This window comes from Enterobacter sp. 296B2, from assembly GCF_034106185.1.
Taxonomy (GTDB): Bacteria; Pseudomonadota; Gammaproteobacteria; order Enterobacterales; family Enterobacteriaceae; genus Enterobacter; species Enterobacter cloacae_N.
In genome coordinates this window covers 105,902-128,814 of sequence record NZ_JAWNCA010000012.1, presented here as the reverse complement: position 1 = coordinate 128,814, position 22,913 = coordinate 105,902, and the positions used below count along the sequence as shown (strand labels likewise).

Here is a 22,913-nt window from a genome sequence, read left to right as displayed (position 1 = left end):
TTCTTACCATGGCAAAACCAGACTGGGGCGAGCTTCAGCAACGGTTCCTGTCCGACCATGCCGCAACCGGCGTATCACCAAAGGAATGGTGTGAAGCGCAGGGACTGAACTACGCTACCGCCCGTCGATATATCAAAAAACCTTCTGCGCAAACACCGCAAAAACCTGCGCAGAAAAAAATGCGCACTGCGCAGAAAGATAAAAACGCAAATGAGCTGGTGGATGATGATGGACTTACTGCTCAGCAGCGCTTATTTGTCGCGGAATACCTGAAAGACAACAACGCCACCGCTGCCGCTGCACGTGCTGGCTATAGTGACCCAAACTACGGTCGTCAGCTCATAGCGAATCCTAACGTTGCGCAGGCCATTGCGCAGCAGCAGAAAGCCTCCATTATGCGCACGCTTGGCAGTGCCGATGAAGTCCTCGCGCAGATGTGGCAGCTCGCCACCTTCGATGCAAATCAGCTTTCGCAGTATCGCCGCGGTGCGTGTCGTTACTGCTGGGGTTTCGGTCACCACTACCAGTGGCGTGATGCCGTGGAGTTCGAAGAGAAAAGACTCGAGGCTATTGAACGTGACAGACGTGAACCAGAGGATTCTGGTGGTTACGGTTACGACCACAACAAAGAGCCAAATCCTGAATGTCCGCGCTGCAACCGCGATGGCATTGGCCAGCCTTACTTCGCTGACACAAGGAAACTCCCGGCTGCTTCCAGACTCGCCTATTCAGGCGTAAAGGTCGGCAAGAACGGCGTCGAAATTACAGCCATCATTTCGCGCCGACGTACCCGCAGATCCGTGACATCTTCTACCCGACGATTGAAGAGGTGGCCTTCGACTGGGGGCTGAGCGTCAAAATCAACGAGGGTAATCGCTATGGAAGCCAAAAGAGTAAACGTGAGCGTGAGGGGAGACGCTAAGGAATCAAGGTAACCCCCTTGCGCAATCTTCGAATTGTCATAGCCGATTTACAGCTAAGAGTAGTGCCTTTCATTACAAATACAACGTGTTAATTTTCGGCAAGTAACTTGCTGATTGTGTATCACCACTTATATTTATTCATGCTTCCTTTCATTAAGCGCTTAATAACAAAAACCTCTATGTGATGTAGCAGAACGTTGAGAGGTTTTAAGAAATTCAACATGATAGCCAAGAGCTTTGCCTGCGAACGGTATTTCTCGCAGGGACGTTTTCCACGGCTGTCGGTCGGCATGATGTTAATACAATGCCTGGTGAAAACGCATAATTCATGAAATACAGGTAGATATGAACAGGTTAGTGCTCGCTCTATTATTATGTTTACTCTATTTTCCTGCTCATCCCGTTTTGGCTGCCGAACCCCGACAGGAACCGACTGAAAGTGAGCGGGCACGCACGCTATATATCTTCCATCAACCGATCGTCATGCTGCAGGCAAAGTTCGGTTTCACCACGCCAGAAGAGCGTGTATTACGGATTCGAAATACGTTACGTAATTTCTCGCAGGAAGATGTTAGCAAACCTCTGACAATTATCCCTGTCACCCGGTATAACCAGCAGGGAAGAATGTTCGTGATGAATGGTAAGCCGGTCATGCTGCTGACAGAATCAGATCTGGATGAAGGGGACGATCTTACCCTGGATCAGGCCGCTCAGCGCGTGCTGGCACGTCTGGAAGCGCAGCGTAACTCACTTCGCGATCAATATGATACCCGATGGCTGCTGCTTTCCACAGCAAAGACTGCGGCCGGTATTTTGATTTGGTTCCTGCTTGGCTATGGTGCGTTGCGCTCCTGGAAATGGGTAAGAGGGCACTATCGTCGAAAGGTCGCTGAGAAGCGGAGCTGGGTACCCCAACGCTGGCGCCGTTTCATCGGCCTCATCGAAGCGCGCCTGTACGGCCTGTTGATGTTGGTTGTGATGATTTTGGCTTTTTACGGCTGGCTTAGCTGGTCGTTCAGCCTGTTTCCCTGGACGCGAGTCTGGGCAACATCGTTGGGTGACTGGACGTTGCATGTCATACGGCAGATTGCCTTAGCCGTTGCCTCTGCGCTGCCAGGACTGGCAATTGTTTTCATCATCTTCACGATCACTGCGGTAATCCTCAAAGTGTTAAAGGTGGTACTCAACCAGGTAGAAGTGGGGCGTTTACAGTTTCCAGGGTTGCACCCTGAAACCGTCGGGGCGACCAGAAAACTTCTCTCAGTTGTGGTGTGGTTGTTCGCGCTCTCCGCCGCATACCCGTTTCTTCCCGGGGCCAATTCGCTGGCCTTTAAGGGCATAAGCGTCTTCTTTGGTCTGATGCTGACGCTGGGTTCTGCTGGGGTGATGAATCATGCGATGAGCGGTCTAGTACTGATTTATTCGCGCGCGTTGCGCAAGGGCGACGTCATTCGGGTCGCTGATAACGAAGGGAAGGTGAGCGAAATTGGTATGCTCGCCACCAAAATTATCACCCGCGAAAACTATGTGGTCACCGTGCCCAACGCCGTCGTGGTGAGCGGCAAGATAACGAACCTCAGCGCCCAAAACAATGACGGCAGCGTCAACTTAACCGTAAGCGTCACCATTGGGTATGACACCCCCTGGCGGCAGGTGCATGCCATGCTTGAGCTGGCCGCCAGGCGGACAGCGTGCGTGGATCCTTCAACGCCGCCGCTGGTGCGTCAGCTGTCGCTAATGGACTGGTATATCGCCTATGAGCTTCAGGTCAGGCTGCTACCCGGGGAGCCTCTGGCCGTCGCGCGCAATGCGCTGTTCAGCAACATTCAGGATGTCTTTAACGAATATAACGTGCAAATCATGTCGCCCAACTTTGTCATGCAGCCTGAAGGAAGCGTCATGGTCGCCAAAGAAAACTGGTATTCCGCTCCTGCCGTCGCACCGAGCGGGACGCATAACGCTGACAGGTGAGGGTGTGAAGACGGCGCAGGATAATAGAGTTGCTGAATGGGTCTGTTTGACGAAAGATGGCCTCAGGCTGATACATGCGTAAGAAAGCGTATAATGCCTTTCGAAATCCGCATACCTGTCCAGTGGCTGTCACTATGACTTTGAATCGTTTTTGCTTTTTGCTCCTGCTCATCGCTGCAGCTGGCAGCGTTTTTACCGCGTATCCCTGCGCCATGTGGTTCTTGCTGATTAACGTTCTGACGATAGCGATTTACGGCGCCGATAAAACCGCTGCGCGGAAAGGGATGCGCAGGGTACCGGAGAGGACGTTACTGGTATTTGGCATTGTTGGCGGGTGGCCTGGCGCTATTGTGGGCCAACAGCTCTTTCGCCATAAAACGCAGAAGCAGCCATTCAAAACCTGGTTTTTACTGAGCGTCGTCGTAAGCGTCTCGGCTACGGCGGGGCTGTATTATTTTTATCCCCTCATCCCCAATTGAGCATCAGCAGGGCCGCACAAATTCACCGTTGACCTCAAGTTAACTTGAGCTTTTAAGATGGCTTCGACACGTTAATAGAGGAGTAACATCTTAAAATGAAAGACATTGACGTAGGATTCACTCATGTTGCGTTTATGGTCCGGGATCTGGAGAAGAGCGTTGCTTTCTACCGCCGATATGCCGGGATGGAGGTCATCCACTCGCGTGAGCCCGATCTTCACGATGTCCGCAAAGTGGCGTGGCTAACTGACCATACGCGTCCTTTTGCGCTGGTTCTGGTGCAGTCTGACAACGTGACCGATACGCCGCTGGGGCATTTTGGCCACCTTGGGATTGCCTGCGCCACGCGTGAAGAAATTGACAGAAAAACCGCGATGGCCATCGAAGAAGGAGCGTTACGGAAAGCACCGGAAGATCTGGGCGATCCCGTTGGGTATTATGTATTCTTTGCCGATCCCGATGGAAATACCTTAGAGCTCTCGTACGGCCAGCGCGTCGGGCTGACAGCGATTCAGTGAATACTGCCTGACGCTGAGTTTTTAAAAATCCTGCTACGCTTGTTTGTTGTATCAGGAGCATGAGTATGAAGAACAAAGACGAACAAACAGGATTAGTGGGGCTGGCGATCGGTGCCGCCGTTATTGGGCTGGTTTCCGCCCAGAGACCGATCGATCGCGACAGCATTGTTGAAGAGCTGGTCAGGCTCGGCAGGCAGAAAGGCGATGGTGTAGAAGATGAGGTTTTCGTTAAGGCCGCCGAGTTGGTGAGAAAAGGGGTCTAACCGATGACAGATATTCGTCATGCACAGTGCCATTGTGGCGCGGTGGCATTTACCGTCGAACTCACGGACGGTTTTAATACTGCGCGGCGCTGCAGTTGCTCTTTTTGCCGCATGCGGGGCGCAGTTGTGGTCTCTGCACCGTTGTCGGGTATTACCGTAACCAGAGGTGAGGATAAGCTGACGGAGTACCGGTTCAACACGGGGACTGCGCGGCATTTCTTTTGCTCGGTCTGTGGGATATACACGTTCCATCAGCGTCGCTCTAACCCAAATGAATACGGCGTCAATGTGGCCTGTTTTGAAAATGTGTCGCCGTTTGATTTCCCCGAAGTGACGGTGATGGACGGCGTGAACCATCCGAGCGATGGTGAAAGCGGCGTTTTTGGTTACCTCTCGTTTCGCAAAAAAGAGAGCAATATAGGTTGATTACCGCCTGGCCAGGATCTGTTCACACTGGCTATAGTGGGAAGTGGTTAACTGAAACAGGAGACATTATGCTCTGTGTTGAAAAAGACGATCCGCGCGAGGCCCCCGAATCAGGGGATAAAAAACCTCAACCCGTGAAAAAGTAACGCTCGAAATGCGTATGACCGCCACCGGCAAAGCTGGTGGCTTTTTTCTGGGAATAACTGTTAATGGCGATCCAGATGGTTTAACAGCGTGCCGAGATGCCCGACAATATCGCGAAAATCAAAGATCAACGCCATCCATAAACACGCCAGAAGAGTCAGTATGGTAACGGATATGCGGCCAAACAACGCTATCATCCTTAGTGAAGAAGGGGATATGCGCGCAGTCTAACCCGTTTTCTTTCAACTTATCCTCAACAATACCGAAATAAAGCGCTCTTTTGAGACGAAAATCAAAAAAGAATGAGCCCGCGTAACGCTGCGGGCTCTGACCATCAGAACTGGTAAACCAGGCCTAATGCAACGACATCGTCGGTGCTGATGCCGTTGTTTTTGTAGAAGCTGTCATCTTCATCCAGCAGGTTGATTTTATAATCAACATAGGTGGACATGTTTTTGTTGAAATAGTAGGTTGCGCCTACATCTGCATATTTCACCAGGTCCTGGTCGCCCTGACCTTTACCCAGGTCTTTACCTTTTGACTGCAGATAAGAAATTGCCGGACGCAGACCGAAATCGAACTGGTATTGCGCGGTCACTTCGACGTTCTGAGTTTTATTCGCCACGGCGTCGGTGTTATCACCATAAGGCGTCATGTTACGGGTTTCAGAATACATGGCGGCCAGATAGATATTATTGGCGTCATATTTCAGGCCAGCTGTCCAGGCATCTGCTTTGTCACCGCCCGCAGTGGTATGCGTAACCTGGTCGTTGGTACGGTCAGATGAGGCGTAGGCGGCACCGGCGCTGATCCCCATGCCGAAATCATAGGTTGTAGAAATACCGAAGCCGTCGCCATTCTCATGACGCGTGTCGCGGCCGTTGTTGGTGCCTTCCTGATTGTTGCTGGCATCTTCATTGTTACCCTGATACTGCAGCGCGAAGTTCAGGCCCTGCACCAGACCATAGAAATCAGTGTTACGGTAGGTTGCCACGCCGTTAGCGCGGCCGGTCATAAAGTTATCGGCATAGGTGTAAGAGTCGCCGCCGAATTCAGGCAGCATATCGGTCCAGCCTTCCACGTCGTACAGTACGCCGTAGTTACGGCCATAATCGAAGGAACCGTAGTCACCCACTTTGACCCCCGCGAAGGCCAGACGCGTCCAGGACTGGTTATCAGACCCTTCGGTATTATTTGCCTGAATGTTATATTCCCACTGCGCGTAGCCGGTCATCATGTCGTTAATCTGCGTTTCACCTTTGAAACCCAGACGCATGTAGGTTTGATCGCCGTCTTTAGAGGCATCATCGGAGAAATAGTGCAGACCATCCACTTTTCCGTACAGATCCAGTTTGTTGCCGTCTTTATTATATATTTCTGCCGCATGCGCGGCGCCAGCCATTAACAGAGCCGGAATCATCAGAGCCAGTACTTTTCTTTGCATAGTGATATTCCTTTGCAGTTGTTTTTATTTGATTACCTGTTGAACTTCCCGAATAAGAAAGTTGTCTCATGCTAAATCACTCCTGTGGAATAGTAATAAAATAGAATTGTTACGAATTAAGTAAAATCTAAACCAGATAAAACTGCGGAAATGGTCATTTGCTTGATGAATGAGTTAAAATAAACCATATTAAATAAAAATTATTAATTAGCGGTTAAATCAGGTAATCTCTGCTCCGTTATATGCCTTTAAGATTATTTATCCATAATTATCGTGAATGTCTTTTGGGAAACTAAAGAGAGATTCATTAATTATCTGGATTAGCCCGATGTGAAAACATCGGGCTTTTTTTATGGAAAAAAAATGCCCGGACGAGCCGGGCATAGGGTTTAGTCGCTGGTGGATTTTTCAGCTTTTCCTGCCAGCTGCGCCAGGAACTCATACCGTTTTTGCAGATCCGCGGCGGCGTCTTGCCAGAGCTGCTCTGCCACCTCAGGCTGCTGCGCATTCAGGCGGCGGAAGCGCTGCTCCTGCATTAGCGTCTCTGCCAGGGCATCGGACGGCGGACGCGAATCCAGCGCCAGCGGTAATTTCCCCTCATCTGCACGACGCGGATCGAACCGGTAGAGCGGCCAGAAGCCGGTGGCCGTCAGTTGACGCATCTGATCGTGGCTGAGAGCCAGGTCGTAGCCATGCTCTTCGCACGGGCTGTAGGCAATGATCAGCGACGGACCCGGATACGCTTCCGCTTCCTGGATCGCTTTCACCGTCTGGTTAAGCTGCGCGCCCAGCGAGATTTGCGCGACGTAAACGTGGCCGTACATCATCATGCTCACGCCCAGATCCTTACGCGCCTTGCGTTTACCGTGCTCACCGAATTTCGTGACGGCGCCCAGCGGCGTGGCTTTCGACGCCTGGCCACCGGTATTGGAGTAACACTGCGTATCCAGGACCAGAATGTTGACGTTTTCGGTCAGGCTCAATACGTGATCCAGCCCGCCAAAGCCGATGTCGTAAGCCCAGCCGTCGCCGCCAATCAGCCAGATCGATTTTTCGACCAGGGCATCAGCGTCGGTCAGAAGCTGTTCAGCCCCGGCCACCCCCTGAAGGGCGTGACGCAGCTCGGCCACCTGCTCGCGGCGCACCTCGGGCGTGGCGTCAGCGTGTAGTGCGGCATTGAGCTCGGCAGGGATCTGCCCGGCAAACTGCTCCAGCAGGCGCATCACGCGCGCGCGGTGCTGGTCAACCGTCAGGCGGAAGCCCAGGCCAAACTCGGCGTTATCTTCGAACAGAGAGTTTGCCCATGCCGGACCGCGCCCATTCGCATCGGTGGTGTAAGGCGTGGACGGTAAATTACCGCCGTAGATCGATGAGCAGCCGGTGGCATTGGCAATCAACATCCGGTCGCCGTACAGCTGGGTAAGCAGCTTAATATACGGCGTTTCACCGCAGCCGGAGCAGGCACCGGAGTACTCGAACAGCGGCGTAATCAGCTGCGACGTACGAATATCAATGCGCTCCAGCTTGCTGCGGTCGATTTCCGGCAGGTTCAGGAAGAAGTCATAGTTCACTTTTTCTTCTTCAACGTGCTCAAGACGCGACATCATATTGATGGCCTTGATGTCCGGGTTCTGCCTGTCTTTCGCCGGGCAGACCTCAACGCACAGGTTACACCCGGTGCAGTCCTCCGGTGCGACCTGCAGAACGTATTTCTGGCCGCGCATGTCGCGGGATTTTACATCCAGCGAGTGCAGGCTGGACGGGGCATCTTCCATCGCTTCCGGTGACACCACTTTGGCCCGAATGGCCGAGTGCGGGCAGGCCGCGACGCAGTGGTTGCACTGGGTACAGAGCTCTTCTTTCCAGATGGGGATCGCTTCGGCGATGTTGCGTTTTTCCCAGCGCGTGGTGCCCATCGGCCAGGTTCCGTCCGGCGGCAGCGCAGAGACGGGCAGGGCGTCACCCAGCCCGGCCAGCATCGCGGCCGTCACGGTTTTCACGAAATCAGGTGCCGCATCCGAGACCACCGGAGGGCGATTCGGGCTGGCGTCATTTACCGGCTGCAGCGGCACCTCGAACAGTGACTCGCGCGCCAGCGCCAGCGCCTGCCAGTTACGCTCTACCAGCTCCTGGCCCTTGCTGCTGTAGCTTTTGGCGATGGCCCCCTGCAGTTCCACTAGCGCGCTGTCGCCCGGCAGGATATTGGTCAGATGGAAGAAGGCCATCTGCATCACGGTATTGATACGCGCGGCCAGGCCACATTCGCGGGCAATTTTCGCCGCGTTAACTACATAGAAACGGGCTTTTTTCTGGTTCAGCACCGTCTGTACTTCCTGCGGCAAGCGCGCCCAGACCTCATCGGCGCTGTAAGGCGTGTTGAGCAGGAAGATACCGCCGGGCTTCAGGCGCTCAGCCATCTGGTACTTGTCGATAAACTGCAACTGATGGCAGCCAACAAAGTCGGCCTGAGAAATAAGGTAGGCAGAGCGGATAGGCTGCTCGCTGACGCGCAGGTGAGAAACGGTCAGACCGCCGGCTTTCTTGGAGTCGTAGACGAAGTAACCCTGCGCGTACCACGGCGTTGAATTGCCGATGATCTTGATGTTGTTTTTGGTCGCCGAGACGCTGCCGTCGCTGCCCAGACCGTAGAACAGCGCCTCAAGTTTGGCGGTCGAGGGCAGGGTGTTTTCCGGCAAGGGCAGGGAAAGATTCGTTACGTCATCATAAATACCCACCGTAAAGCGCGGCTTGGGTTTTGCTTCCCTTAGCTCGTTAAACACGGCCAGCACGCAGTCCGGCCCAAACTCTTTGGAAGACAGGCCATAACGACCGCCGATAACGCGCGGTAGCGTTTCACGTTCGCCGTTATTAAAGGCTTCAGCGAGGGCGGCCATCACGTCCAGATAGAGCGGTTCCGCGTGTGCGCCCGGCTCTTTGGTTCGATCGAGCACCGCCACAGTACGCGCGCTTTCCGGCAGCGCAGCGAGCAGATGTTTAGCCGAGAACGGACGGTAGAGACGCACTTTAAGCACGCCGACCTTTTCGCCGCGGGCCAGCAGCTCGTCAATGACCTCTTCACAGGTGCCGATAGCGGAACCCATCAGCACAACCACGCGCTCGGCCTGCGGGTGGCCGTAGTATTCGAACGGTTTGTACTCGCGTCCGGTTGCCGCGGCAAAGTCGTTCATTGCCTGCTCGACATGGTCATAAACCGCGTTGTACCACGGGTTTGTGGCCTCGCGGGACTGAAAATAAGTATCCGGATTTGCCGAAGTCCCGCGGATAACCGGGTGCTCCGGATTCAGAGCGCGGGCGCGATGCGCGTCGATTTCCGCTTGCGGCAGCAGATCCAGGATAGTCTCGTCCGCCAGCGGGACGATTTTGTTGATCTCGTGAGACGTACGGAAACCATCAAAGAAGTGAATAAACGGAACGCGGCTTTTAAGCGTGGCGATATGCGAAATTAAAGCAAAGTCCTGGGCTTCCTGAACGCTGCTGGCGCACAGCATCGCGCAGCCGGTCTGACGCACGGCCATCACGTCGGAGTGATCGCCAAAAATAGAGAGTGCGTGGGTGGCCACAGTACGCGCCGCGACGTGCAGGACGAAGGGGGCCAGTTGACCGGCGAGTTTGTACAGCGTTGGGATCATTAACAACAATCCCTGAGAGGAGGTAAACGACGTGGAGAGCGCGCCGGTTTGCAGTGCACCATGGACCGTGGCAATTGCTCCCGCTTCGGACTGCATTTCAACCACTCTCGGGACATCGCCCCAGACGTTTTTTAACCCGTTCCCCGCCCAGGCATCCGCCTGCTCGGCCATGGTAGAGCTTGGCGTGATCGGATAGATGGCGATAACTTCACTGGTGCGAAACGCGACTGAGGCAACTGCACCATTACCGTCAATAGTTTGCATAGGACGACACCCTTACATTGCGCAAAAACAGAGAGGCTGTCATAAGGCGACCAGCCCTGAATATTATCTCTGTAGTCTAGCAAACAGGGGGTTTTACGATTTTCGCTTTTGTGTCCTCGGTATTCTCACCATCAATGGTTAGATCAAACTTAGGGCGAAAAAATTGCGAGGAATTGTTTCAGTAGCGCATAAATACGCACTTCCGCTCTCGACGACACGGGATGTGATGCCTATTATGCTTAGGTTTCGCACTATTTACGGGGAAAAGAGCATGCGTTCAGCATTTTGGGTAGGGTGTGCCGCGTTATTGTTGTCGGCATGCAGTAGTGAACCTGTTCAGCAGGCCACGGCGGCCCACGTGGCGCCGGGAATGAAAGCGGCAATGTCCAGTTCAGGCCAGGCCAACTGTGCCATGATTGGCGGCTCGCTGTCCGTTGCCCGCCAGCTTGACGGTTCGGCTATCGGGATGTGCGCCTTGCCAAACGGCAAACGCTGCAGTGAACAGTCGCTTGCCGTTGGAAGCTGCGGTAGCTACTGATTACTCCGCGCGCTTAAACATCAGCGTCTTATCGGCCGTCGCCAGCGTCAGTTGGTCTTCAGTCAGGTCGACCTGCGCCCCTTTGCGCAGCATGTCGCCGATGGCCTGATCCAGCTCGTTAAGCTGCGGTTCGGTACAAAGTTTGCGAGTCATCGCCAGCGTTTTAACTTTTAGCTCACCTTCGGACAGCTTTCCCTGCCCGTTGAAGCGGTTACACATCTGGCCGGAAACGCTAATGTTATCAACGAGGCTAATATCGGGAAGCGCGTTAAAAGCGATCTCAGGCTGCGCGGTCATCCCCTTCACGGCTTTGCCGTCCACGTTTTCCAGTACAAAACGGTGGCTCTTCAGCTGATCCGGCTGAACGGATGCTTTGCCAGGATTAACGCAGCCGCTAAGGACAAGGCTGATAACACTTAACGCGATGAGCTTTTTCATTTTTCTTCTCAAATTATAAATTCTGTGAATCTTTTACCAGTGTAACGATACTCTGCGGTGCGTTAATGGGGTTTATCTGAAAGTGCGGGGTGGTGCCGGGCAACGCAGGGCTGCCCGGAATGAAGTTTAATGAGATTTAAACCCGGCAGCCGTCATCAGCATACGGAAGAGCATACTGACCGCTGCCAGCGCCAGTACGCTGCCGCCCCAGATAATGGCCAGCCACAGCAATCTTTTCCAGACAGGTTGTTGCATCAGTGATAACCCTCCCCAGGCTGAACTTTGCCGCGAAAGACGTAGTAGCTCCAGAAGGTGTAGACCAGAATGACGGGAATGATCAACAGAGCGCCCACCAGCATAAAGCCCTGGCTTTGCGTCGGGGCGGCGGCCTGCCACAGGATGATTGACGGCGGTATAATATGCGGCCAGATGCTGATCCCAAGCCCGCTAAAGCCGAGGAAAATCAGCCCCAGCGTCAGAATAAACGGACGAGTATGGCTATCAGGATTACTCAGGCAGCGCCACTGGTAGAGGCTAAACATGACGACCAGGGCAGGGACCGGCAGCAGATAAAACAGATTCGGCAGCGTAAACCAGCGCGCCGCGATGGCCGGGTGCGCCAGAGGCGTCCAGAGGCTGATCGCCGCGATAAACGCCAGCAGCACGATTAACAGCGTTTTCGACACCTCACGCATCCGCTGCTGTAGTGCGTTTTCGCTTTTCATCACCAGCCAGGTCGAGCCTAACAGCGCGTAGGCCACCACCAGACCCGCGCCGCAAAACAGGCTGAATGCGGTAAACCAGTCAAAGGGGCCGCCGGTATAGGCCCTGCCAGTCACGGTAAAGCCGTTAATGACGGCACCCACCGTCACGCCCTGGGTAAAGGTCGCCAGAACGGAACCGCCAATAAACGCCTTATCCCAGAAAGGACGGTGGGCCGGCGTGGCTTTAAAGCGAAACTCAAATGCCACACCGCGAAAAATAAGTCCGATCAGCATTAACGTCAGCGGAATAGTGAGGGCATCAACGATCACCGCATAGGCCAGCGGAAACGCGCCGAACAGGGCAGCACCGCCTAGCACCAGCCAGGTCTCATTGCCGTCCCAGACCGGCGCGACGCTGTTGACCATCACGTCGCGATCGTCGGCGTTTTGCGTTGCCGGGAACAGAATACCGATCCCCAGATCAAACCCGTCCATGACGATATACATCAACGTGGCAAAGACGATGATGACAAACCAGATAATGGAAAGATCGATACCCATTATGGCTGCTCCTTCTGTTCAGTTGTGACGGCAGAAAGCGGGCGCGTCGGGCGTCCGTCGGCCTCGGTGGCGAATGATTCATACGGCTGTGGCCCTTTTCGGATGAGGCGCACCATATAGCTGTAGCCCACGCCGAATACCGAGGTGTAGACGACGAAGAAGGCCAGCAGGCTCACGCTCATATGCAGATCGCCATGGGCAGAAACCGCATCCTTCGTTCGCTGAAGCCCATAAACCACCCACGGCTGGCGGCCCACTTCGGTGGTGACCCATCCGGCCAGAATGGCAATCAGCCCGGACGGTCCCATCAGCAGCGCAAACCACAGGAACGGACGTGAAGAATAAACCCGCTTTTTATAACGCAGCCAGAGCGCCGCTACCCCAAGCAGCAGCATCAGCATCCCTAAGCCCGCCATAATGCGGAACGACCAGAAAACGATGGTGGAATTAGGACGATCCTCCTTTGGAAACTCTTTGAGCGCAGGGACCTGTTTATCCAGGCTGTGCGTCAGGATAAGACTACCCAGCGCCGGGATCGCCAGTCCAAAGCGAGTGCGCTCCTGCTCCATATCCGGCCAGCCAAACAGCAGCAGGGGGGTAGGCTCGCCCGGCGGGTTTTCCCAATGGCCTTCAATGGCGGCAATCTTGGCGGGCTGGTGCTTTAAGGTGTTCAACCCGTGCATATCGCCAACCAGGGCCTGGAGGGGGGCGACAACCAGCGTCATCCATAGCGCCATCGAAAACATCGCCCGGATGGCGGGGGTATTATTCCCGCGCAGCAGGTGCCATGCCGCGGATGCACCGACAAACAGGGCGCTACTCAGGAATGCCGCAATCGACATATGCAGCAGGCGGTAGGGGAAGGAGGGGTTAAATACCACGGCGAACCAGTCCACCGGCACGACCTGACTATTGACGATCTCGTAGCCCTGCGGGGTCTGCATCCAGCTGTTCGAGGAGAGGATCCAGAAGGTGGAGATAATGGTGCCCAGCGCCACCATGCAGGTGGAGAAGAAGTGCAGACCCGGCCCCACTTTATTCCAGCCGAACAGCATCACGCCGAGGAACCCGGCTTCGAGGAAGAAGGCAGTAAGCACTTCATAGGTCAGCAGCGGGCCGGTAATGCTGCCCGCAAACTGTGAAAAGCCGCTCCAGTTGGTGCCAAACTGGTAGGCCATCACCAGCCCGGAGACCACGCCCATGCCAAAGTTGACGGCGAAAATCTTCGACCAGAAATGGTACAGCGAGCGCCAGACCGGATTTTTTGTTTTCAGCCACAGCCCTTCGAGCACGGCAAGATAGCTTGCCAGGCCGATGGTGATGGCCGGGAAAATAATGTGAAAGGATACGGTGAAGGCAAACTGTATCCGTGCAAGGTGAAAAGCATCTAAACCAAACATGCAAAACTCCGCGATGTAATTATGTCGATGCCATTCTAAGCCGCGCCAGCGCTGGGTTGCAGAGACAGACCTGGGTTATTTATCTATAACAGTTTTCTTGCCTGCCTTTGCTTTATATTGCCGGGCGGCAATATTTCCGCCCAAGGGAGGTTCATTTTCGTAATGCCCAGAGGTAAATCAACATGGTATTGAGCAAAAATGAGAGGATGAAAAGCAACAGTGTATAGCTTTCACTCCATTCAAGTTCAGTCATAAAGCCAAAATGGCTGGTGAAGAGATGATAAAGTAATACATCAGGCATGAAGTAACATACAAGTGAGTAAATAACAAACAGCATCAATGTTTCAACAACCCAGGTCAGGGTATGCTTTTTTGCATTCATCAATATACCTGTATTGTTCCAAGTGCATCTAACCCAGCAGTAACTTTAAACGTGCCGGATGCCAGTAGACCATGCATCAGAATTCTGTAATGGGAGTGATTTGGCAACGTAATACATCCATTGCTAATCCCAGACTGTCCCGCCGGGTGTAACCGGAAAGAACCACGCTCAACATTATTGATAAAAGTTCTGTCGTCAATGTGAGTATCGTGGCGGTAAAGAGCAAACCAAAAGTCACGGTTTGATCCGCTTTCTAACCCTTTAATTGCGTCATGCCAGTGAGTACCAAAACCGCCTCGTGGACGTTTCACGATATAATAGAGTCCTGGGGGTAAGGGGCCCACCTCAGGAGTCGCAACGGCATTAGGATTATTTCTGTTATGCCCCGAATTTCCAGAATACGCGGGGAAAAAGCCTAAGCCGGGGCAACTCAAAGTGGAAAGCTGATAGCCATTCAAATGAAAAGTGCACCGAATCATCTGTCTTTCCACTCGTCAGAAAAAATAATATTACCGTCGCAGTGTTTCCATGTTATTTTTTCGTAACGCAGGGCGATACTTTCCAGATGGTTATGCTTCTCCGTTGCCGGGTTTTTAATATCATGCATGAGTGGACATATAGAGACGACTTTGACATTTTCTAGCTGCATATTGAAGTATTCAACTTCCTGCCCGGAATCGTTGATCTTATACCATTTAAATTCAGCCCCTTTCAGCGTCTGACCTTTTGCAACGGCTTTGTAGAGATAGGGACTTGAACTGTCGAATTCCTTCTCAAAAACGAGAGCTGTATGAATACGGGTACCAGTAATTTTCCCCGTCATGTTATCTGTCGGTAGATGCAGTCCATGACCGAATCCCAACACCTCAATACTTCCTTCCCGATCTTGTACATCAACAGCGCCTTTGATATCTGCGCCGCCATCATCTTTCAGCCAAAGGTATGCTGGAATGGCCATATCAAACTCCTTTTTTCATTAACAATTCGTGTTTAACGAATGTTAATACTCCCTGTGAGTGAAGGTTATTAGGCAAAAAGTGTCATGTAAAATATTTATATTTCATTGATTTATAAGTGTTTTACTTGCGATTGACTGAACCTATAGTTAGTGCCAGCCTTAGTGTTTCTGAATAAAAACTGTATTTTTATGATTTTTACGCATAAAACCGCTTGCCTTGTCGTCTGCGCCGTGCGTTAATGGTCATCTGGTTTTGAGTCCAAATAAATATCTGACGTAGTTTTATAAAGCAGTTCTCATCACGTTGTGCCTCTCCGCAGCCTCTCTTGGGTCTTTATCTACATTCCGATTAGTTTTGTTTAAAACCATTATGCCCAATCGGCCCATTAGTAATTTACGTTTTTACGTTTCAGGAGAATCCTATGACTTCTTATATCCATTTTCGCTGCCCATGCTGCCATGGTTCGCAGTACCGTACCTCAGCCTTTGACGTGTCTGAGAAAAACCCGTTTGGCGCGAAATGCATTTTTTGCAAATCGCCGATGATTACGCTCGACCACCTGGCCGCCGCACGCTCTGCTCAGAGCCACGTGACCGAATACCGTAAGTAATTCATCTTCCAGACTATAACAGTTAGCAAAATCTTCTCTTTTTCTCCTGCTGATATACACTGTCGGCAATAAGGAGAATCTGATGAAAAAATACCAGCGTCTGGCGCAACAAATTATCTCGCAGATTGAGCTTGGCGTATGGCTGCCGGGCGATAAGCTGCCTTCCCTGCGAGAGCAGGTGGCAAGCAGCGGCATGAGCTTTATGACCGTTGGCCACGCGTATCAGATGCTGGAAAGCCAGGGGCGCATTGTCGCCAGGCCGCAGTCGGGCTATTACGTTGCCTCGCGCCCGACCGCACAACAGCCTGCGCCGCCTGCCCAGGTGATGCGTGATGAAGCGGTAGATATCAACACCTATATCTTCGAGGTCTTACAGGCCAGCCGCGATCCGTCCGTTGTTCCTTTCGCTTCCGCCTTTCCCGACCCCCGACTTTTCCCGCTTCAGCAGCTCAACCGCTCGCTGGCAAACGTCAGTAAAACCGCTACCGCAATGAGCGTGATTGAGAACCTGCCGCCCGGTAACGCTGAACTCCGTCACGCCATTGCGCGCCGCTACGCGCAGCAGGGGATGAACATCTCGCCGGACGAAATTGTCATTACCGCAGGCGCCCTTGAAGCCCTGAACCTGAGTTTGCAGGCGGTGACAGAGCCAGGAGACTGGGTGATTGTCGAAAACCCCTGTTTCTACGGCGCGCTGCAGGCGCTGGAGCGCCTTAAGCTAAAAGCGTTGTCGGTCGCCACAGACGTGCGGGAGGGTATTGATTTGAATGCGCTGGAACAGGCGCTGAACGACTACCCGGTAAAAGCCTGCTGGCTCATGACTAACGGCCAAAACCCGCTTGGCTTTACGCTGAGCGCAGAGAAAAAAGCGCGTCTGGTCGCGCTCCTGACGAAGCACAACGTCACCCTGATAGAGGACGATGTCTACAGCGAGCTCTATTTTGGCCGGGAAAAACCCCTTCCGGCGAAAGCCTGGGACCGGGAGGAGATGACGCTGCACTGTTCCTCCTTTTCAAAATGCCTGGTGGCCGGTTTTCGCATCGGCTGGGTGGCGGCAGGAAAACACGCGCGACGCATTCAGCAGCTGCAGCTGATGAGCACCTTATCAACCAGTTCTCCCATGCAGCTGGCGCTGGTGGACTACCTGGCGACCAAGCGCTACGACGCCCATCTGCGCCGCCTGCGACGCACGCTCGCCGAGCGGAAACAGCAGGCCTGGCAGTCACTTCTGCGCCATATGCCTGCCGGCGTCAAAATTCACCACAACGACAGCGGCTACTTTTTATGGCTGGAACTTCCGGCGCAGCTGGACGCGGGCCTGCTCAGCGAAAAGGCCTTAACGCACCACATCAGCATTGCGCCTGGAAAGATGTTTTCCACCTCTGACGCGTGGACGCCGTTCTTCCGCTTTAATACGTCCTGGGCATGGGGCGAGCGGGAAGAGCAGGCGGTCATTCAGTTAGGTAAATTAATTAGCACGATGCTGGAATAATCCTTCCCTCGTTATTTAAATAATCATTTCTTATCCTGACGACGGCACGGCGAATATTTTTCGGTGCCGTATCATATGAAATCTGCATACCGGCCTTCGCGTCTAACTCCTTGTCTATAATCCAGTTAACGGGGAATGCGTCCTCGGTCACACCTTGATGAAATTTCCTTAAGCCGAACGGTGCGGCGCATACGTGCGGTCTACGTTTAATAAGGGAGATATTTTTACGGCACGGCTGCCGCTAAATTTCATTGCGACAGGAGTAACCCTTATGAGCAAAAAATTTGCCCGCAGCAGCCTGTGCGCGCTCGGCATGACTATCATGACCGCGCAAGCCGCAGAACCACCAAAGGCCATCGGCGACGGGGAAGGTCGTCTGGATATTATCGCCTGGCCGGGATACATCGAACGCGGACAGACGGATAAAAATTATGACTGGGTCACCCAGTTTGAAAAAGAGACCGGCTGTGCGGTCAACGTCAAAACGGCGGCCACGTCCGACGAAATGGTCAGCCTGATGGCAAAAGGCGGATATGACCTGGTCACCGCCTCAGGTGACGCCTCCCTGCGCCTGATCATGGGCAAACGCGTTCAGCCGATTAACCCCGAGCTTATCCCTAACTGGAAAACCCTCGACCCGCGCATCGTGAAGGGCGAGTGGTTTAACGTAGGCGGCAAGGTCTACGGCACGCCGTATCAGTGGGGGCCAAACCTGCTGATGTACAACACCAAAACCTTCCCGACGCCGCCGGACAGCTGGAGCGTAGTCTTTACCAAACAGGATCTGCCGGACGGTAAAACCAATCAGGGACGCGTGCAGGCGTACGACGGCCCGATTTATATCGCCGATGCCGCGCTGTTCGTTAAAGCCACGCAGCCGCAGCTGGGTATTAACGACCCGTACCAGCTCACTGAACAACAGTATGCCGCCGTGCTCAAGGTGCTTCGCGACCAGCATGCGCTGATCCACCGCTACTGGCATGACACCACCGTCCAGATGAGCGACTTCAAAAACGAAGGCGTCGTAGCCTCCAGCGCCTGGCCGTATCAGGCGAATGCCCTGAAGGCTGAAAACCAGCCCGTTGCCACCGTCTTCCCGAAAGAGGGGGTAACCGGCTGGGCGGATACCACCATGCTGCATGCGCAGGCAAAACACCCGATGTGCGCCTACAAATGGATGAACTGGTCGCTCACGCCGAAAGTGCAGGGCGATCTGGCGGCATGGTTTGGCTCGCTGCCCGTCGTGGCTAAAGGATGTAAGGCCAGCACGCTGCTGGGCGACAAGGGCTGCGAAACCAATGGCTATAACTATTTTGACAAAATCATGTTCTGGAAAACCCCCATCGCTGAAGGCGGTAAATATGTACCTTACAGCCGCTGGACGCAGGATTACATCGCCATTATGGGCGGCCGTTAATCGTCCGGGAGCTGAACATGACGTACGCAGTAGAGTTTAACAATGTTTCCCGGCTGTACGGCGACGTGCGGGCGGTGGATGGGGTCACCATTGCGATTCATGACGGGGAATTTTTCTCCATGCTGGGGCCTTCGGGCTCCGGCAAAACCACCTGTCTGCGTCTGATTGCCGGCTTTGAGCAGCTGTCAGGCGGCACGATTTCTATCTTCGGTAAAGAGGCGAGCGAACTGCCTCCCTGGGAGCGGGACGTGAACACCGTCTTTCAGGACTACGCGCTGTTCCCACATATGTCGATCCTCGATAACGTCGCCTACGGGCTGATGGTCAAAGGCATCGACAAGAAAAAACGCCATGCGCAGGCCCGTGATGCGCTGGAAAAAGTGGGCCTGAGCTTTGCCGTCGCCCGCAAGCCTTCGCAGCTTTCCGGCGGCCAGCGCCAGCGTGTTGCCATTGCCCGGGCGCTGGTGAATGAACCGCGCGTCCTGCTGCTCGACGAGCCGTTAGGCGCGCTCGATCTCAAGCTGCGGGAACAGATGCAGTTCGAGCTGAAGAAGCTTCAACAGGAACTCGGTATCAGCTTTATTTTTGTCACCCACGATCAGGGCGAGGCCCTTTCCATGTCAGATAGGGTCGCGGTGTTCAATAACGGGCGCATCGAGCAGGTGGACACCCCGCGCGATCTCTACATGCGTCCGCGCACGCCGTTTGTCGCCGGTTTTGTCGGCACCTCTAACGTCTTCGATGCGGGTCTGGCGCAGAAAATATGCGGCATGGAAGGCAGCTATTCCCTGCGTCCGGAACATATTCGCCTTAATGAGGGCGGAGACGTTCAGGTTCAGGGCGTCGTGCAGGCCGTTCAGTATCAGGGGGCCGCCACGCGGCTGGAGCTGAAGCTCGCCGACGGTGCCAAACTGCTGGTAAGCCAGGCCAACCTCAGTGAAACCTCGCCGCTGAGCGGCATTGCGCCGGGGCAGGCGGTCACGGCGTCGTGGTCACGCGAGGCGATGATTCGCCTGCAGGAGGAGAGGTGAAATGGCTATGAGCGTTGCGCATCCTCCCGTCTCCCGCAGCCGCGTAAGCCGCGTGACGGCTCTGTTCTGGCGTAAACCGTCGCTCGGCCTGTTCCTGCTCCTGCTCGCGCCGCTAATGTGGTTTGGCATCGTCTATCTGGGATCGCTTCTGACCCTGCTGTGGCAGGGGTTTTACACCTTTGACGATTTCACCATGGCCGTCACGCCGGATCTGACCCTGGCGAACATTCAGGCGCTTTTCAACCCGGCAAACTACGACATTATCCTGCGCACGTTGATGATGGCGATTGCGGTGACGATTGCCAGCGCCATCCTGGCATTCCCGATGGCCTGGTACATGGCGCGATACACCCGCGGCAGGTGGAAAGCATTCTTCTATATCGCCGTGATGCTGCCGATGTGGGCAAGCTACATCGTCAAAGCCTACGCCTGGACGCTGCTGCTGGCGAAGGACGGGGTGGCGCAGTGGTTTCTTAATCATATGGGGCTGGAGCCGATCCTGACCTCGATCCTTACGCTACCCGCGATTGGCGGCAACACCTTGTCCACCTCCGGGCTGGGACGGTTTCTGGTCTTCGTCTATATCTGGCTGCCGTTTATGATCCTGCCGGTCCAGGCGGCGCTGGAACGTCTGCCTGCCTCGCTGCTGCAGGCCTCAGCTGACCTCGGCGCGCGCCCGCGCCAGACCTTTCGCTACGTCGTTCTGCCGCTGGCGATCCCGGGTATTGCGGCAGGCTCAATATTCACTTTTTCCCTGACGCTGGGGGATTTCATCGTTCCGCAGCTGGTAGGCCCGCCGGGCTATTTCATCGGTAACATGGTCTACTCGCAGCAGGGTGCCATTGGCAATATGCCCATGGCCGCCGCGTTCACGCTGGTACCCATCGTGCTGATTTCACTCTATCTGGCGTTCGTGAAGCGTCTGGGAGCATTCGATGCACTCTGAACGCGCACCGCTGTTCCTGAAAGTGGCCGCCTGGGGAGGGGTTATCTTCCTGCACTTCCCGCTGCTGATTATCGCGACCTATGCCTTTAATACCGAAGACGCGGCCTTCAGCTTTCCGCCGCAGGGGCTGACGCTGAAGTGGTTTAGCGCGGCGGCGGGTCGCGGCGATATTATTGAACCCGTGACGTTGTCACTTCAGATTGCAGCGCTATCCACCGCGATAGCCCTTGTGCTTGGCACGCTTGCTGCAGCGGCGCTGTGGCGAAGCGAGTTTTTTGGTAAGAACGCGATCTCGCTGTTGCTGCTGCTGCCGATTGCGTTACCGGGGATCATCACCGGCCTGGCGCTGCTGACGGCCTTCAAAACAATCAACCTGGAGCCGGGATTTTTCACCATCGTGGTTGGGCACGCCACCTTCTGCGTGGTGGTGGTGTTTAACAACGTGATTGCCCGGTTCAGACGCACCTCCTGGAGCCTGGTGGAAGCGTCGATGGATCTCGGGGCCGACGGATGGCAAACCTTCCGCTATGTGGTGCTGCCCAATCTGGGTTCCGCGCTGCTGGCCGGGGGAATGCTGGCGTTTGCCCTGTCGTTTGACGAGATAATCGTCACAACGTTTACGGCGGGACACGAGCGCACGTTACCGCTGTGGTTGCTCAACCAGCTTGGGCGTCCGCGCGACGTGCCGGTCACCAACGTCGTAGCACTGCTGGTGATGCTGGTGACAACTATCCCCATTCTGGGAGCCTGGTGGCTAACCCGCGACGGCGAGAACATCGCCGGCAGCGGGAAATAACAGTGATTTCAACAGGACAATGCTATGCAAACACAACTGCTGATAGAGGGAAAGCTGGTAACCGGAGAGGGAGAAAAACAGCCGGTGTATAACCCGGCTACCGGAGAGGTGCTGCTGGAGATTGCTGAAGCGTCAGCGGCACAGGTCGACGCGGCGGTTCAGGCGGCCGACCGTGCATTTGCGGCATGGGGGCAAACCACGCCGAAAACCCGCGCCGAGTGCCTGCTGAAGCTGGCGGATGCGATTGAAGCGCATGGGGAGGACTTTGCCCGGCTCGAATCCCTCAACTGCGGCAAACCGCTGCACTGCGTGCTGGGCGATGAAATTCCGGCAGTGGTCGACGTTTTCCGTTTCTTTGCCGGGGCCGCCCGCTGTCTGAACGGGCTGGCAGCCGGAGAGTATCTTGACGGGCACACGTCTATGATCCGCCGCGATCCGGTGGGCGTGGTTGCCTCTATTGCCCCCTGGAACTACCCGCTGATGATGGCGGCCTGGAAGCTGGCCCCCGCGCTGGCGGCAGGGAACTGCGTGGTGATTAAGCCCTCAGAAATCACACCGCTGACTGCGCTGAAGCTGGGAGAGATGGCAAAAGATATCTTCCCGGCAGGCGTTCTGAACGTCCTGTTTGGTCGCGGTAAAACGGTGGGCGACCCGCTTACCGGCCATGAGAAAGTTCGTATGGTCTCACTGACCGGGTCAATTGCTACCGGGGAACATATCATCGGCCATACCGCGTCCTCCATTAAACGCACCCATATGGAGCTGGGTGGTAAAGCGCCGGTTATCGTGTTTGATGATGCCGACCTGGATGCGGTTGTCGAAGGGGTGCGGACGTTTGGGTTCTACAATGCCGGGCAGGACTGTACGGCGGCCTGTCGTATTTATGCTCAGAAGGGCATCTATGCCCAACTGGTGGAAAAGCTGGGCGCAGCGGTTGCCAGCCTTAAAATGGGTGTCCCGGACGATGCCTCTACCGAACTGGGACCGCTCAGCTCGGCTGCCCATCTTTCACGCGTCTGTCAGGCCGTCGATGAGGCGAAAGCGCTCGGCCATATTCGCGTCGTCACGGGCGGGAGCAAAAAAGAGGGGGCGGGCTACTACTTCCAGCCAACCCTGCTGGCGGGGGCAAAGCAGGACGACGCCATTGTTCAGCGAGAGGTGTTTGGCCCGGTAGTGAGCGTTACTGAATTTGACGACGAGGCGCAGGTGCTGGCCTGGGCGAACGATTCGCAGTACGGCCTGGCGTCATCGGTCTGGACCAAAGACGTGGGCCGTGCCCATCGCCTGAGCGCGCGCCTGCAGTACGGCTGCACCTGGGTGAATACCCACTTTATGCTGGTGAGCGAAATGCCGCACGGCGGCATGAAGTTATCCGGCTACGGCAAAGATATGTCGGTGTACGGGCTTGAGGATTATACGGTCGTGCGGCATGTCATGATCAAACATTAATTTATAACGGCGTGGCTGGGTTAATCGTTATATTTATTCCGGCCACGTTTGAAAAACCAGTCAATAATACGGAGGTTAATTTCCCTGGGCTTTATAGGTATATTTAAA

General features: G+C 54.6%; 23 protein-coding genes. 15 read left to right on the top strand and 8 right to left on the bottom strand.

The window, feature by feature from the left end; translation table 11 throughout:
- Positions 1-8: 8 nt before the first annotated feature.
- The 7 genes from URZ40_RS11565 to URZ40_RS11535 all read left to right on the top strand — a co-directional run bounded on the left by URZ40_RS11565 (position 9) and on the right by URZ40_RS11535 (position 4,726).
- A complete protein-coding gene (locus URZ40_RS11565) occupies positions 9-851 on the top strand; it encodes a terminase small subunit (protein WP_320720579.1) in 843 nt (280 codons plus the stop codon).
- A gap of 417 nt (positions 852-1,268) precedes the next feature.
- Positions 1,269-2,894: a mechanosensitive ion channel domain-containing protein gene (locus URZ40_RS11560; RefSeq protein ID WP_316379246.1), complete on the top strand. Its 1,626-nt coding sequence runs from the start codon at positions 1,269-1,271 to the stop codon at positions 2,892-2,894.
- A gap of 134 nt (positions 2,895-3,028) precedes the next feature.
- Complete coding sequence (locus URZ40_RS11555) at positions 3,029-3,373, top strand: DUF1294 domain-containing protein (RefSeq protein ID WP_320720580.1); 345 nt, start codon at positions 3,029-3,031, stop codon at positions 3,371-3,373.
- A gap of 95 nt (positions 3,374-3,468) precedes the next feature.
- Positions 3,469-3,891, top strand: a complete 423-nt coding sequence (locus URZ40_RS11550; RefSeq protein ID WP_320720578.1) for a VOC family protein — start codon at positions 3,469-3,471, stop codon at positions 3,889-3,891.
- A 65-nt stretch (positions 3,892-3,956) separates the two neighbouring features.
- The gene (locus tag URZ40_RS11545) at positions 3,957-4,154 is read left to right on the top strand and encodes a hypothetical protein (RefSeq protein ID WP_116339592.1); all 198 of its coding nucleotides are present in this window, start codon (positions 3,957-3,959) and stop codon (positions 4,152-4,154) included.
- Between the two features lie 3 nt (positions 4,155-4,157).
- Positions 4,158-4,580 carry a GFA family protein gene (locus URZ40_RS11540; RefSeq protein WP_163329593.1) on the top strand — a complete coding sequence of 141 codons (423 nt, stop codon included), beginning with the start codon at positions 4,158-4,160 and terminating at the stop codon, positions 4,578-4,580.
- A gap of 68 nt (positions 4,581-4,648) precedes the next feature.
- Complete coding sequence (locus tag URZ40_RS11535; protein WP_223239581.1) at positions 4,649-4,726, top strand: hypothetical protein; 78 nt, start codon at positions 4,649-4,651, stop codon at positions 4,724-4,726.
- Positions 4,727-5,058: 332 nt separating this feature from the next.
- Here URZ40_RS11535 and ompC read toward each other — a convergent pair whose 3' ends face one another.
- Together ompC and nifJ are read right to left on the bottom strand one after the other, a co-directional pair.
- Entirely contained in the window at positions 5,059-6,168 is a 1,110-nt protein-coding gene (gene ompC, locus URZ40_RS11530) for a porin OmpC (protein ID WP_116339596.1), read from the bottom strand.
- A gap of 389 nt (positions 6,169-6,557) precedes the next feature.
- Entirely contained in the window at positions 6,558-10,082 is a 3,525-nt protein-coding gene (nifJ, locus tag URZ40_RS11525; RefSeq protein ID WP_320720577.1) for a pyruvate:ferredoxin (flavodoxin) oxidoreductase, read from the bottom strand.
- Between the two features lie 271 nt (positions 10,083-10,353).
- Between nifJ and URZ40_RS11520 the strand changes: the two genes are divergently transcribed.
- Entirely contained in the window at positions 10,354-10,620 is a 267-nt protein-coding gene (locus URZ40_RS11520; protein ID WP_028013313.1) for a DUF333 domain-containing protein, read from the top strand.
- Here the strand turns inward: URZ40_RS11520 and hslJ are convergent, their stop codons facing one another.
- The 6 genes from hslJ to URZ40_RS11490 all read right to left on the bottom strand — a co-directional run bounded on the left by hslJ (position 10,621) and on the right by URZ40_RS11490 (position 15,063).
- A complete protein-coding gene (gene hslJ, locus URZ40_RS11515) occupies positions 10,621-11,058 on the bottom strand; it encodes a heat shock protein HslJ (RefSeq protein ID WP_116339600.1) in 438 nt (145 codons plus the stop codon).
- 126 nt (positions 11,059-11,184) lie between these two features.
- Positions 11,185-11,313, bottom strand: a complete 129-nt coding sequence (locus URZ40_RS11510; protein ID WP_008501283.1) for a DUF2474 domain-containing protein — start codon at positions 11,311-11,313, stop codon at positions 11,185-11,187.
- Positions 11,313-12,323, bottom strand: coding sequence for a cytochrome d ubiquinol oxidase subunit II (cydB, locus tag URZ40_RS11505; protein ID WP_320720576.1), 1,011 nt, complete (start codon positions 12,321-12,323; stop codon positions 11,313-11,315). The genes URZ40_RS11510 and cydB overlap by 1 nt, the downstream gene beginning before the upstream one ends.
- Positions 12,323-13,723 (bottom strand): cytochrome ubiquinol oxidase subunit I, encoded by a 1,401-nt coding sequence (locus tag URZ40_RS11500; RefSeq protein ID WP_320720575.1) that lies wholly within the window; start codon positions 13,721-13,723, stop codon positions 12,323-12,325. The genes cydB and URZ40_RS11500 overlap by 1 nt, the downstream gene beginning before the upstream one ends.
- Positions 13,724-14,104: 381 nt before the next feature.
- Positions 14,105-14,584, bottom strand: coding sequence for a DUF2778 domain-containing protein (locus URZ40_RS11495; protein ID WP_316379242.1), 480 nt, complete (start codon positions 14,582-14,584; stop codon positions 14,105-14,107).
- Positions 14,581-15,063, bottom strand: coding sequence for an Hcp family type VI secretion system effector (locus URZ40_RS11490; RefSeq protein ID WP_316379241.1), 483 nt, complete (start codon positions 15,061-15,063; stop codon positions 14,581-14,583). Before URZ40_RS11490 ends, URZ40_RS11495 begins: the two co-directional genes overlap by 4 nt.
- A 422-nt stretch (positions 15,064-15,485) precedes the next feature.
- Between URZ40_RS11490 and URZ40_RS11485 the strand changes: the two genes are divergently transcribed.
- From URZ40_RS11485 to patD, 7 genes are all read left to right on the top strand, one after another.
- Positions 15,486-15,674 carry a hypothetical protein gene (locus tag URZ40_RS11485; protein ID WP_058654517.1) on the top strand — a complete coding sequence of 63 codons (189 nt, stop codon included), beginning with the start codon at positions 15,486-15,488 and terminating at the stop codon, positions 15,672-15,674.
- Positions 15,675-15,756: 82 nt separating this feature from the next.
- Positions 15,757-17,166, top strand: a complete 1,410-nt coding sequence (locus URZ40_RS11480; RefSeq protein WP_116339607.1) for a PLP-dependent aminotransferase family protein — start codon at positions 15,757-15,759, stop codon at positions 17,164-17,166.
- A 271-nt stretch (positions 17,167-17,437) separates the two neighbouring features.
- Positions 17,438-18,583 carry a putative ABC transporter substrate-binding protein YdcS gene (gene ydcS, locus URZ40_RS11475; protein WP_320720574.1) on the top strand — a complete coding sequence of 382 codons (1,146 nt, stop codon included), beginning with the start codon at positions 17,438-17,440 and terminating at the stop codon, positions 18,581-18,583.
- 17 nt (positions 18,584-18,600) lie between these two features.
- A complete protein-coding gene (locus tag URZ40_RS11470; protein ID WP_320720573.1) occupies positions 18,601-19,614 on the top strand; it encodes an ABC transporter ATP-binding protein in 1,014 nt (337 codons plus the stop codon).
- Between the two features lies 1 nt (position 19,615).
- A complete protein-coding gene (locus URZ40_RS11465) occupies positions 19,616-20,560 on the top strand; it encodes an ABC transporter permease (RefSeq protein ID WP_320720572.1) in 945 nt (314 codons plus the stop codon).
- The gene (locus URZ40_RS11460; protein WP_320720571.1) at positions 20,550-21,356 is read left to right on the top strand and encodes an ABC transporter permease; all 807 of its coding nucleotides are present in this window, start codon (positions 20,550-20,552) and stop codon (positions 21,354-21,356) included. Before URZ40_RS11465 ends, URZ40_RS11460 begins: the two co-directional genes overlap by 11 nt.
- Before the next feature lie 24 nt (positions 21,357-21,380).
- A complete protein-coding gene (patD, locus tag URZ40_RS11455; RefSeq protein WP_192982077.1) occupies positions 21,381-22,805 on the top strand; it encodes an aminobutyraldehyde dehydrogenase in 1,425 nt (474 codons plus the stop codon).
- The last annotated feature ends 108 nt before the right edge of the window (positions 22,806-22,913 follow it).